9 protein-coding genes are annotated in these 12,225 nt (G+C 72.4%); 7 read left to right on the top strand and 2 right to left on the bottom strand.

Annotation, left to right across the window (positions count from 1 at the left end; all coding sequences use genetic code 11):
- Positions 1-670: 670 nt before the first annotated feature.
- Positions 671-1,501 carry an SAM-dependent methyltransferase gene (locus ADK52_RS22485; RefSeq protein ID WP_053691649.1) on the top strand — a complete coding sequence of 277 codons (831 nt, stop codon included), beginning with the start codon at positions 671-673 and terminating at the stop codon, positions 1,499-1,501.
- 107 nt (positions 1,502-1,608) lie between these two features.
- Positions 1,609-3,780: a putative bifunctional diguanylate cyclase/phosphodiesterase gene (locus ADK52_RS22480; protein ID WP_053691648.1), complete on the top strand. Its 2,172-nt coding sequence runs from the start codon at positions 1,609-1,611 to the stop codon at positions 3,778-3,780.
- A gap of 30 nt (positions 3,781-3,810) precedes the next feature.
- Here the strand turns inward: ADK52_RS22480 and ADK52_RS22475 are convergent, their stop codons facing one another.
- The gene (locus tag ADK52_RS22475) at positions 3,811-4,941 is read right to left on the bottom strand and encodes an FAD-dependent monooxygenase (protein ID WP_053691636.1); all 1,131 of its coding nucleotides are present in this window, start codon (positions 4,939-4,941) and stop codon (positions 3,811-3,813) included.
- A 105-nt stretch (positions 4,942-5,046) separates the two neighbouring features.
- On the opposite strand from ADK52_RS22475, the gene ADK52_RS22470 reads away from it, so the two are divergent.
- Positions 5,047-5,691, top strand: a complete 645-nt coding sequence (locus ADK52_RS22470) for a TetR/AcrR family transcriptional regulator (RefSeq protein ID WP_053691635.1) — start codon at positions 5,047-5,049, stop codon at positions 5,689-5,691.
- 62 nt (positions 5,692-5,753) lie between these two features.
- On the opposite strand, the gene ADK52_RS22465 is transcribed toward ADK52_RS22470, so the two are convergent.
- The gene (locus ADK52_RS22465) at positions 5,754-6,632 is read right to left on the bottom strand and encodes a LysR family transcriptional regulator (protein WP_053691634.1); all 879 of its coding nucleotides are present in this window, start codon (positions 6,630-6,632) and stop codon (positions 5,754-5,756) included.
- Between the two features lie 94 nt (positions 6,633-6,726).
- On the opposite strand from ADK52_RS22465, the gene ADK52_RS22460 reads away from it, so the two are divergent.
- From ADK52_RS22460 to ADK52_RS44565, 4 genes are all read left to right on the top strand, one after another.
- Complete coding sequence (locus tag ADK52_RS22460; protein WP_053691633.1) at positions 6,727-7,431, top strand: succinate dehydrogenase; 705 nt, start codon at positions 6,727-6,729, stop codon at positions 7,429-7,431.
- 1 nt (position 7,432) lies between these two features.
- On the top strand, positions 7,433-9,385 hold the full coding sequence (locus tag ADK52_RS22455) for a fumarate reductase/succinate dehydrogenase flavoprotein subunit (protein WP_053691632.1): 1,953 nt from the start codon (positions 7,433-7,435) through the stop codon (positions 9,383-9,385).
- A complete protein-coding gene (locus ADK52_RS22450) occupies positions 9,382-10,128 on the top strand; it encodes a succinate dehydrogenase/fumarate reductase iron-sulfur subunit (protein ID WP_053691631.1) in 747 nt (248 codons plus the stop codon). The genes ADK52_RS22455 and ADK52_RS22450 overlap by 4 nt, the downstream gene beginning before the upstream one ends.
- Before the next feature lie 229 nt (positions 10,129-10,357).
- Positions 10,358-12,130, top strand: a complete 1,773-nt coding sequence (locus ADK52_RS44565) for a stealth family protein (RefSeq protein WP_053691630.1) — start codon at positions 10,358-10,360, stop codon at positions 12,128-12,130.
- Positions 12,131-12,225 lie beyond the last annotated feature (95 nt).

Genomic DNA, 12,225 nt, shown 5'->3' with positions numbered 1-12,225 from the left:
GGCGGGGTCGGCGTCGGGGTGGGGGTCGGCTTCGGGGGGCACGGGGGAGGCGGCGGTGGGCAGTGGTGTCCACCGTGTCCGTGGTGGCCTCCGTGGCCGTTCCCGCGCCCCGGGCCGTGGCCGTTTCCGCGGCCGTCGCCCCGGCCGTCGGGAGGGCCTTCGCCGTGATGTCCGCCACCCCGGCCGCTTGCGGTCGCGCCGCTTCCGGCGGTCGCGACCAGCCCGACGGCGCTCGCGCCGTCCCCGGCGTCGATCGTCGCGTAGGCGCAGCTATCAGCCACGGCCGGCGTGGCGGACAACGCCGCCCACAGCAGGACCGGGACCACCAGCAGGCGTCTGGTAGAGGCTCTGTTCACCCGGGGAGCATGGGCTCACGTGCGCCCGCGCACGCGGAGCTCGGCTGTGGTTCGCCTGAACGGGTGGAGCGAAGACCGTAGAGGTTTGAGCCACGGAATGAAGAATTCCGATCATCTGCCTGCGTATTCCCAAAAGCGACTTGTCGGTTTCGGTCATTCGCTGCGGGAGGGGCCGTGGAGGCCTTTGGTGTGTGATGAAGAACGGATCACCAATTTCCGCTTTTGCTCGCTCCGTTGGGCAATGATCAGTACATTCGGCTCGGACAGGCGTCCGATCCCGGACGACCGCGCAGGACTACGGCTTGGAGACCGCGATGGAGCGCCCCGCCTGGGCCCCGCCAGGTATCGACATATCGGTGCCGAGCGTGTCCCGCATCTACGACTACTACCTGGGCGGCTCCCACAACTTCGAGGTCGACCGCCAGGCCGCCCGCCGTGCCATGGAGTTCCTCCCGGGTCTGCCCAAGATCATGCAGGCCAACCGGGCCTTCATGCGCCGCGCCGTCCGCTACGCCGTGGCCCAGGGCGTCACCCAGTTCCTCGACATCGGCTCCGGCATCCCCACCTTCGGCAATGTCCACGAGATCGCCCAGGCCGCCAGCCCCGAGGCCCGCGTGGTCTACGTGGACCACGACCCCGTGGCCGTCGCGCACAGCCGGGCCGTCCTCGCCGGCGAGGAGCGCACCGGCATCGTCGCCGCCGACCTGCGCAAGCCGCAGGACGTCCTCGCCGCCCCCGAGGTCTCGCAGCTGCTCGACCTCGAACGCCCGGTCGCCCTGCTGCTCGTCGCCGTCCTGCACTTCCTGGAGGACTCGGACGACCCGTACGCCGCCGTCGCCGAGCTGCGCGACGCGCTGGCCCCCGGCAGCCTCCTGGTGCTCACGCACGCCTCCTACGAGGGGATCCCGCTCTCCCAGGAGGTCGCGGCCGGGACGGTCGGCGTCTACCGGGACATCCGCAACCCGCTCGTGATGCGCAGCCGCGAGCAGATCGGCCGCTTCTTCGACGGCTTCGAGCTCGTCGAGCCCGGCGTCGTGTCCATGCCGCTGTGGCAGCCTGAGGGCACCGAGGACCCGGAGGGCGGCGAGACGCCCGAGGACCCGTACGCGTTCTCGGGCTTCGGCGGAGTGGGACGCAAGGCGTGAGATCCACGGCCGCGGTGCCCTCCGGCACACCGACCCCGAAGAACGAGGGGCCCGCGCAGGCAGCGGAGCCCACCGCCCCGCCCACAGGCCCGCCGGCTCCGGCGGGCCTGTCGGCGGGCGCGGGCCCGGCCGCGCTGCGGAGCGGACTGGAGGACCGGATCGGGCGCTTCGCAACCATCTGGGGACGGGCGATCTTCCCCGTCACCGCGACCTCGCTGACCCGCGTCGAGTTCGAACAGCACCTCATACCGCTCGCCCGTACCCTCGCCGAAGCCCTGCACGCCCGGCCCTTCGACGCGGGCGTCGCCCAGCGGGTGGGGGCCGAACTCGTCGCCGTGCACTGCACCGACCCGGAGGCACTGGCCGGCACGCTCGGCGTGGTCGAGTCGTACCTCGTGCTCTACTGCGGCCCCGACGGCGTCGGCGTGGAGGGCACCGAGGAGTACCGCTCGCGCTGCGCCCGGCTCCAGCACGGGATCGCGGCGGGGTTCGCCCGCGCCCTGCGCGAGCGCACCCTCAAGGAGCAGGAGGCCATCGCCCGCTCCGCGCTGACCGCCCGCATCGACGCCCAGCAGGCCCTGCACGCGAGCGAGGAGCGCTTCAAGGCGGTCTTCGAGGGCGCGGCCGTCGGCATCGGCATCGCCGACCTCGAAGGGAACATCCTCGAGGTCAACGACGCGCTGCTGCAGATGTTCGGCGGGATGGGCGGCCACATGCAGGGCCGCAACGTCAGCGAGTGGGGCCACCCGGACGACGCCCCGCAGGTCTGGCGGATGTACGGCGAGCTCGTACGCGGGGAACGCGAGAGCTACCGCGTGGAGAAGCCGTACTACCGGCACGACGGGACCGTGCTGTGGACCAACCTGACGGTGTCGCTGCTGCGTGACGCCGAGGGCGTTCCCCAGTACCAGCTGGCGCTGATGGAGGACACCACCGAGCGCCGGCTGCTGAATCTGCGCCTCCGCTACGAGGCCACCCACGACGCCCTGACCGGGCTGCCGAACCGGACGCTGTTCTTCGAACGCCTCGAGAAGGCTTTGGGCGGGGCCGGCGGCACCCGCTTCGGCCTCTGCTACCTGGACCTCGACGGGTTCAAGGCGGTCAACGACAGCCTCGGCCACTCTGCGGGCGACCGGCTCCTGGTGGAGGTCGCCGACCGGCTGCAGAGCTGCGCGACGGGCCCCGGTGAGGTCGTCGCACGCCTCGGCGGCGATGAGTTCGTGGCGCTGACCACCGGTTCGGACACCGAGGAGAAGGTGACCGAACTCGCCGTCCGGATCCTGTCCGCCCTGTCGGTGCCCATCCGGATCGAGGGCCGCGAGCTCTCGGTCCGCGGCAGCATCGGCATCGTGGAGGGCCCGGCCCGCGAGCGCACCGCGGCGGAGGTGCTGCGCAGCGCCGACATCACCATGTACCGGGCCAAGGCGGCCGGCGGCAACCGCTTCGAGTTCGCCGACGCCGAGGCCGACGCCCGCGCCATCACCCGGCACGGCCTGACCAACGCCCTCCCGGCGGCGCTGGAACGCGGCGAGTTCTTCATCGAGTACCAGCCGCTGGTCCACCTGCACGACGGCAGCGTCCACGGCGCCGAGGCCCTCGTCCGCTGGTCGCACCCCCAGTACGGGGTACTCGGCCCGGACCGCTTCATCCCGCTCGCCGAACGGACCGGGCTGATCGTGCCGCTCGGCCGCTGGGTCCTGGAGGAGGCCGTCCGCCAGGCCCGCAACTGGCAGCGCCAGCACGGCGGCTCGGCGCTGCGGATCAACGTCAACCTCTCGCCGACCCAGCTGCACCACCCCGGCCTGGTCGCCGACACCGTCGCGGTGCTGGAGAACTCCGGCCTCGCCCCGGGCGCCCTGTGCCTGGAGGTCACCGAATCGGCCCTGATCGGCGCCGACGACGAACTCCTGGAACCCCTGCGAAGGCTCGCGGCCCTCGGCGTGGACATCGCGCTCGACGACTTCGGCACGGGCTACTCGAACCTGGCGAACCTGCGCCGCCTCCCGGTCAGCGTCCTGAAGCTGGACCGCTCCTTCACCAAGGGGATGCAGCAGCAGCCCGCCAACCCGGTCGACGTCAAGATCGTGGAAGGCATCGTGGCCCTGGCCCACAGCCTCGAACTCGCCGTCACGGTCGAGGGCGTGGAGACCGGAGCCCAGGCCGCCCAGCTCCGCGACCTCGGCTGCGACACCGCCCAGGGCTGGTACTACGCCCGCCCCGGCGCCCCCGACCGCATCCACACCCTCTCGCTGTCGGACGCCGTACCCACGCCCTCCTGACGCCCGCCCGGCGCCGGCCCGGCGGCCCGGTCACTCCAGGCCGGCCTCGATCCCCCGGCCGGGCGTCCGGACGGCCTCCAGGACCCGCTCGTAGCGCCGCGCCGTATCGGCCACGACCTCGGTGGCCACCGGCAGCCGCTCGGCCTGGTAGACGTCGAGCCCCTCCTCCCCGGCTTCCCCGGCGAGGGCGGCGCCGAGGGTCCGCGCCAGGGCGGCCGCGTCCTCGATGCCGGTGTTCATGCCGAGCCCGCCGGCTATGGGGTGGACGTGTGCGGCGTCCCCGGCGAGGAAGGCCCGGCCCTCGCGCAGACGGCCGGCCACGCGGACGTTGACCCGCCAGGTGGAGAGCCACGTGGCGTCCGTGAGCCGGATCTCGGGCATCCGGGCGTGCCGGTCGAAGAGCCGCTGGAAGCTCTCCAGAGAGGGAGGCAGCAGTTCGCCGTGCTCGTCCGTCTCGGGTGAGGCCTGGAGCTGGAAGGTGTCCGTCCCCGGCATGGGGCAGAGCATGGTCCCGCCGCCCTCCGAGGTGAACCACTGGTGCCAGTGGTCCCGGCTGAGCCCGGGCGCCCGGACGTCCCCGACCACCATCGCGGGCTCCGCCTCCGTGTTCCCCTCGAACGGGATCCCGAGGAGCTTGCGGGTGGTGCTGCGCCCGCCGTCGCACCCGGCGAGGTAGCGGGCCGCGATCACGCTGCCATCCGCCAGCTCCGCCCGGACTCCGGCCGCGTCCTGGCTGATGCCGGCGAGCTGGGCACCGTACTCCACCGTCACGCCCAGCCCGGCGAGCCGCTCGCGCAGCGCCGCCTCGATCTGCCACTGCCCTATCAGGATCCCGTTGCCGCCCGCGGGGGTGTCGTTGATGTGCTCCCCGTCGAAGTACTTGCGCAGGACCACCTCCCCGTCGCCGATGGCGGTCAGGGACTCGGCGATGCCGAGCCGCCGGAAGATGTCCAGGCTGCTCTGCCGGAGCCCCTTGCCGCGGGACTCGTGGTGCGGCTCGCTGCGCTGGTCGATGACGCGGACGACGGCTCCGCGCAGTGCGAGGTCGCAGGCCAGGGTCAGCCCCGTGGGGCCGGAGCCCACGATCAGCACGTCGGTCGATGCGCCGGCCCGCGATCCGTTCGTCGAGCCGGTCGTCGCGTCGGTCAGTACGTCGGTCATCGGAGTTCCTCTCCTCGTCGTTGCCTCAAGGAAAGCGGCTCCCGACGGAAAATGCAACCCGGTTAAGAAAGTTACTGAGTCACGGATTTGTGGTAGGCTCGCGCCATGGAGAACACGACGGGTCTGCGCGAGAACAAGAAGCTCCGCACGCGCGGCCGGCTGGCGGCCACGGCGCTGGAACTCTTCCTGGAGCGGGGCTTCGATGCCGTGTCGGTGGCGGATGTCGCCGCCGCGGCCGAGGTCTCCAAACCCACCCTCTTCCGGTACTTCCCGAGCAAGGAGGACCTGGTCCTCGACCGGTTCGCCGACCATCAGGACGAGGCGGCGCGCATCGTGCGCGACCGGCCCGCCGGCCGGACGCCGGTGGCCGCGCTGCACGCGCACTTCCTGGCGGCCCTCGCCGACCGGGACCCGATCACCGGGCTCTGCGACCACCCCGGGGTGGTCGCGTTCCAGCGGCTCCTCTACTCCACCGCCAGCCTGGAGAGCCGGATGTCCCACTACACCGACCGCGAGGTGGAGCTGCTCGCCGCCGTGCTCGAAGCGGAGTCGGTCCGGCCGCTCGCCGCCCGGTTGGCCGCGATGCACCTGGTGGCGGTCCGCCACGAGCTGGGCCGGGAGAACTACCTCCGCATGGCCGCCGGCCAGAGCGCCGAGGAGGCCCACCCGGCCGCCGTGGCCGACGCAGACCAGGCCTTCGCGATGCTGGCCGACGGGCTCGACAAGGCCCTCCCCATAGCCGGGGCCTGACGCGTCCGCCGGCCCGGGAGCGGGCCTGACGGACCGGCCGGCCCGCGAGGGGTGCGGCGTGCTCAGCCCAGCAGGATGCGCTTCAGCTCGCGGGCCGCGCGTGGGGGAGCGACGTCCGTGCGGTGCGCCAAGGCGATCGTGCGGCGCAGCGGGGAGCCCGCCAGCGGGGTGGCGCGCAGCCCCGGGCCGCCGTGGTCGACGACCATCGCCGGGACCACCGCCACGCCGAGTCCCGCGCGCACGAAGCCCAGCACCGCGTCCATCTCCCCGCCCTCCACCGTGAACACGGGCTCGAAGCCCTCCGCCCGGCAGGCGGCCACCGTCAGGTCCCGCAGGTCGTAGCCGTGCCGGAACATCACCATCGGTTCGTCGCGCAGCGCGGCCACCGTGAGCGGCCCGCCGCCCGCCGGCGGCGGCAGCTCCGCCGAGGACACCACCACCAGGTCCTCCGTCAGCAGCTCCACCGTGGTCAGCGCCGGAGCCGAGGGCGGGAGCGGCAGCGCGATGAGTGCCAGGTCCAGGGCCCCGCGCGCGAGTTCCCGTACGAGGTCCAGCGAACCGCTCTCCTCGATCAGCAGCTCGATCCCCGGATGCGCGGTGTGGAAGGCGCGCAGCACACCGGGCAGCAGCCCCGTGCACACGCTCGGCGTCGCCCCCAGCCGGACCCGCCCCCGCCGCAGCTGCGCCAGCTCCTGTACCTCCAGCCGCGCGGTGTCCGCGTCCGCCAGGATCCGCCGGGCCAGCGGCAGCAGCGCCTCGCCCGCGTCGGTCAGCGCGATGTTCCCCCGCGCCCGGCTGAACAGCTCCGCCCCCAGCTCCCGTTCGAGCGCCTTGATCTGCTGCGAGAGCGACGGCTGGGCGACGTGCACCCGCTCCGCGGCCCGAGTGAAGTGACGGGTTTCGGCGACGGCCACGAAATACAGGAGCTGCTGGAACTGCATCGCCCCAGGATACGCCGTACATAGGCAGCTCCTATCGAGATCAGCGACATCATGTCTTGGACCTCTCGGGACTTTGGTCCTTACCGTCGGAGGCATGGCTCTGGCAACGCGGACGGGCCGACGGCCGTCCACCACGCGCACGCTCTGGGACTCCACCGTCGGCAAGAAGTCCGTGATGGCGGTGTCCGGGCTGATCATGCTCGGATACCTGGTCGTCCACATGCTCGGCAACCTCAAGATCTTCTTCGGGGCCGGCGAGTTCAACGGTTACGCCCACTGGCTGCGCACCCTCGGCTCGCCCTTCCTCCACCACGAGTGGGCCCTGTGGATCGTGCGCGTCGTGCTCCTCGCCGCGGTCGTCGCCCACGCCGTGTCCGCGTACCAGCTCAGCCGAAGGGACATCAAGGCCCGCCCGGTCAAGTACGCCCACAAGCGCCGCCGCGCGAGTTACGCCACCCGCACCATGCGCTGGGGCGGCGTCATCCTCGCCCTCTTCATCGTCTGGCACCTGCTGGACCTCACCACGCTCACCGTCAACGAGCGCGCGTGGGCCGGCCACCCGTACGAGAACGTCCTCGCCACCTTCTCCACCTGGTACGGCAACACGATCTACATCGTGGCGATGTCCGCCCTCGGCCTGCACGTCCGGCACGGCTTCTGGAGCGCCGCCCAGACCCTCGGCGCGGGCAGCGCCCGCCGCGACCGGGCGCTGAAGTTCCTCGCCAACGCCCTCGCCCTCGTCCTCTTCGCGGGCTTCGTTTCCGTCCCCGTCGCCGTCATGACCGGAGTGGTGAGCTGACATGAGCACCGACTACGCCCACTACGCCACCGGCGAGCCGATCGCCGACACCAAGGCCCCCGACGGCCCCATCGCCGAGCGCTGGGACCGCCGCCGCTTCGAGGCCAAGCTCGTCAACCCGGCCAACCGCCGCAAGCACACCGTCATCGTCGTCGGCACCGGCCTGGCCGGCGGGGCGGCCGGCGCCACCCTGGCCGAACAGGGCTACCACGTCGTCCAGTTCTGCTTCTCCGACTCCCCGCGCCGGGCCCACTCCATCGCCGCGCAGGGCGGCATCAACGCCGCCAAGAACTACCGCAACGACGGCGACTCGGTGCACCGCCTCTTCTACGACACCGTCAAGGGCGGTGACTTCCGCGCCCGCGAGTCCAATGTCCACCGCCTCGCGCAGATCTCCGTCGAGATCATCGACCAGTGCGTGGCCCAGGGCGTCCCCTTCGCCCGCGAGTACGGCGGCCTCCTCGACACCCGCTCGTTCGGCGGCGTCCAGGTCTCCCGCACCTTCTACGCCCGCGGCCAGACGGGCCAGCAGCTCCTCCTCGGCGCCTACCAGGCGCTGTCCCGCCAGATCGCCGCCGGCAACGTGGAGATGCACGCCCGCACCGAGATGCTCGACCTGATCACCGTCGACGGCGTGGCCCGCGGCATCGTCGCCCGCGACCTGATCACCGGCAGCATCTCCACCCACTACGCCGACGCCGTCGTCCTGGCCTCCGGCGGGTACGGCAACGTCTTCTACCTCTCCACCAACGCCATGAACTCCAACGCGACCGCCATCTGGCGGGCGCACCGGCGCGGCGCGTACTTCGCCAACCCCTGCTTCACCCAGATCCACCCCACCTGCATCCCGCGCACCGGCGACCACCAGTCCAAGCTCACCCTGATGAGCGAGTCCCTGCGCAACGACGGCCGCATCTGGGTCCCCAAGGCCCAGGGCGACACCCGGCCCGCCGCCGAGATCCCCGAGGCGGAGCGCGACTACTACCTGGAGCGGATCTACCCCTCCTTCGGCAACCTCGTGCCCCGCGACATCGCTTCCCGCGCCGCCAAGAACGTGTGCGACGAGGGCCGCGGCGTCGGCCCCGGCGGCCAGGGCGTCTACCTCGACTTCGCCGACGCCATCCGCCGCATGGGCCGGGACAGCGTCGCCGAGAAGTACGGCAACCTCTTCGAGATGTACGAGCGGATCACCGCGGAGAACCCGTACGAGATCCCCATGCGGATCTACCCCGCCGTGCACTACACGATGGGCGGCCTCTGGGTCGACTACGACCTCCAGACCACCGTCCCCGGCCTCTTCGCGATCGGCGAGGCCAACTTCTCCGACCACGGCGCCAACCGCCTCGGCGCCTCCGCCCTGATGCAGGGGCTCGGCGACGGCTACTTCGTGCTCCCCTCCACCATCAACGACTACCTGGCCCGCCATCCGCACCAGGACGCCGTCGACGACACGCACCCCGAGGCCGCGGCCGCCGTACGGGAAGTCCGCGACTGCCTCGCCAAGCTGCTGGCCGTGGACGGCGACCGCACCCCGGACTCCTTCCACCGCGAGATCGGCGAGCTCATGTGGGAGTACTGCGGCATGTCCCGCACCGAGGAAGGGCTGCGCAAGGCACTCGCCCGGATCCCGGAGATCCGCGAGGAGTTCTGGCAGCGCATCAAGGTCCCCGGCAGCGGCGAAGAATTCAACCAGTCGCTGGAGAAGGCCAACCGCATCGTCGACTACCTGGAGCTCGCCGAGCTGATGTGCCTCGACGCCCTCCACCGCGCCGAATCCTGCGGCGGCCACTTCCGCGAGGAGTCCCAGACCCCGGACGGCGAGGCCGCCCGCCGCGACGAGGAGTTCGGCTACGCCGCCGCCTGGCAGTACCAGGGCACCGGCGCGGCCCCCGTCCTGCACAAGGAAGACCTCGTCTTCGAGTACGTCCACCCCACCCAGCGGAGCTACGCATGAGGCTCAACCTGCGCGTCTGGCGCCAGCAGAACCCCGACGCCCCCGGCGCCATGGTCACGTACGAGGTCGACGGCATCTCCCGCGACATGTCGTTCCTGGAGATGCTCGACACCCTCAACGAGGACCTCATCCTGCGCGGCGAGGACCCGGTCGCCTTCGACCACGACTGCCGCGAGGGGATATGCGGCGCGTGCAGCCTCGTGATCAACGGCGACGCCCACGGCCCCGAGCGCACCACCACCTGCCAGCTGCACATGCGGTCCTTCGCCGACGGCGACACCATCGACGTCGAGCCCTGGCGCGCCGCCGCCTTCCCGGTGGTCAAGGACCTCGTCGTGGACCGCGGCGCCTTCGACCGGATCATCCAGGCCGGCGGCTACATCACGGCGCCGACCGGATCCGCCCCCGAGGCGCACGCCACCGCGGTGCCCAAGGCCGACGCCGACTCCGCCTTCGAGCACGCCGAATGCATCGGCTGCGGGGCCTGCGTGGCGGCCTGCCCCAACGGTTCCGCGATGCTCTTCACCTCCGCCAAGATCAACCACCTGAACGTGCTGCCGCAGGGCTCGCCGGAGCGCGAGACCCGCGTCCTCGACATGGTGGCCCGGATGGACGACGAGGGCTTCGGCGGCTGCACCCTCACCGGCGAATGCGCCACGGCCTGCCCCAAGGGCATCCCGCTGCCGTCCATCGCCGCCATGAACCGCGAATGGCTGCGGGCGGTCCGCAAGCACGGGGCGTGAGGCGCAACCGGGGGAGCGGCCGGGAATCCTGAGGTACCCGGGAATCTGAGAAGTCCCTGTGAGACGGGAACAGGGGACTCCTGGCACTTGCGTGAAAAATGAACGAAGGGAAAGGTGGAGGTGAACGAGGCATCCGCCCCTGCCTGCCGGACGGCGCCGCACCCCCGCACGCCGGGTGCCGTCCGCATCCTCGGGTGCCGCACACCGGCGCCGTCTCGCGAGGTCGTATATGCAGGGCCGTTCCCGTCTCCCCCTTCCCGTCGGCCTGCGCCGGATCGTACGGACGCTGCGCCGGCCCGGCGGCGTACCGAGACAGCCGGACGCCGCCCTGCGGGAGAGCACGGGGAGCGGGAACCAGGCGCCGCCCCCGCCCGGCCGGGCCCGTGAGGACGAGCTGCTGGGGAAGCTGCCGGGCCTGGTCCGCCACCGCGGCCGGCTCTCCCGGGTCCGCGACGACCTGCTGCCCGCCGGCGCCCGGGCCGCCAACCTGAGCGCGGTCGCCGAGGCACTGGACACGGCCGCCGTCCCGTACGGGCTGGTCCCCGACGGGGAGCTCCGGCACCGCGTGGCCATCGCCCCGGGCGACCGCGCGGCCGCCCTGAAGGCGTGCGCCGCGGCCTTCGCCGGGCTCCCGGTGTACGCCCGGCTCCTCGGCGACGGCGGCGAAGCGGGGGAGGTCCTCGCCGAAACGCTCACCGAAGCGGTCGCGGCCCAGGAGGGCGCGCCCGCCGGCGCCCATCCCCCGAAGATCAAGGGCGTCCGGCTCTTCCAGCCGGTCGTCACCTCCGGCCGGACCGTGGCCTACGGCCCCGAAACCGGCTGTGACCTTGAGTTCTGGGAAGCCGCAGAGTCGGGCATCGGCGCGATCGCCGGGTTGCGCGAGACCCCGTACGGCTGGTGGGTGCCCACCCTCGAAGCCACTTCCACCACCCGCGTCGGCGGCCGTGACCACCCCGTCGTCGACGTCTTCGCGGGCCGCTTCCCCGACGACATCGACTTCCCCGTCGACGCCGTGATCACCTGGGTCGACGCCGCCGACCCCGCCTGGCGCCGCCGCCGGGACCACGCAGCCGCCGCAGCCGCAGCCGCAGCCGCAGCCGCGACCGGGTCCGGCGCCGCCGAGCGCGCCCCCGTCGACCACGCCGAGAACCGCTACCGCGACCGCGGGGAGCTCCGCTACTGCCTGCGCTCCATCGCCGCCCACGCGCCGTGGATCCGCCGGGTCTTCCTCGTCACCGACGACCAGACCCCGCCCTGGCTGGTCAGCGATCACCCCCAGATCACCGTCGTCGATCACCGCGAGCTGTTCGCCGACCCCGCCGGCCTCCCCGTCTTCAACTCCCACGCCATCGAGAGCCAGCTCCACCGCATACCCGGCCTCGCCGAGCACTTCCTCTACTTCAACGACGACATCTTCCTCGGCCGCCCGCAGCGCCCCCAGAACTACTTCCTCTCCTCGGGCCTGCCCAAGGTCTTCCACGACCAGCGGGCCGTGGCCCCCAGCGCCCCCGGCGCCGACGACGACGTCTTCACCGCCTCCCAGAAGGCCACCCGCCACGCGGTGGAACAGACCGCCGGCCGCACCTACCCGCACATCCTGGCCCACACCCCGTACCCGCTCAGCCGCTCCCTCTTCGCCCACGTCGAGGAGCGGCTGCCCGGCCGGCTGGCCGCCACCAGCCGCTCGGTCTTCCGCAGCGCCGACGACCTCGCCCCCGTCACCCTCGCCTCCCACCTGGCCCTCTCCGACGGCCGCGCCGTGGAGGGCGCACTGCACCACGCGTACGTCAGCACCGGCCGGCCCGAGGAGATCGACCGGCTGCCGGGCCTGGCAGCCGACCGCTGGGCCGACGCGTTCTGCCTCGCCGACGACGACACCGGACCCGGGCTGTCACCCCAGGAACAGCAGCGCGCCGTCGCCGCCTTCCTGGAGGCGTACTTCCCGGTGCCCTCTCCCTACGAGAGGTGCCTGGCGCACGAGGGGTCTCGGCCGACCGGCTGATCCGACCGGCTGATCCGACCGGCCGATCCGACCGGCTGATCCGATCGGCCGACCGGGCGCTCGTGGCGACGGTACGCCGCGCCGCGCCGCCGAGG

This window comes from Streptomyces sp. WM6372, from assembly GCF_001279655.1.
GTDB lineage: Bacteria > Actinomycetota > Actinomycetes > Streptomycetales > Streptomycetaceae > Streptomyces.
Note: the sequence above shows the minus strand (reverse complement) of the source record. Positions and strands in the feature narration are given on the sequence as shown.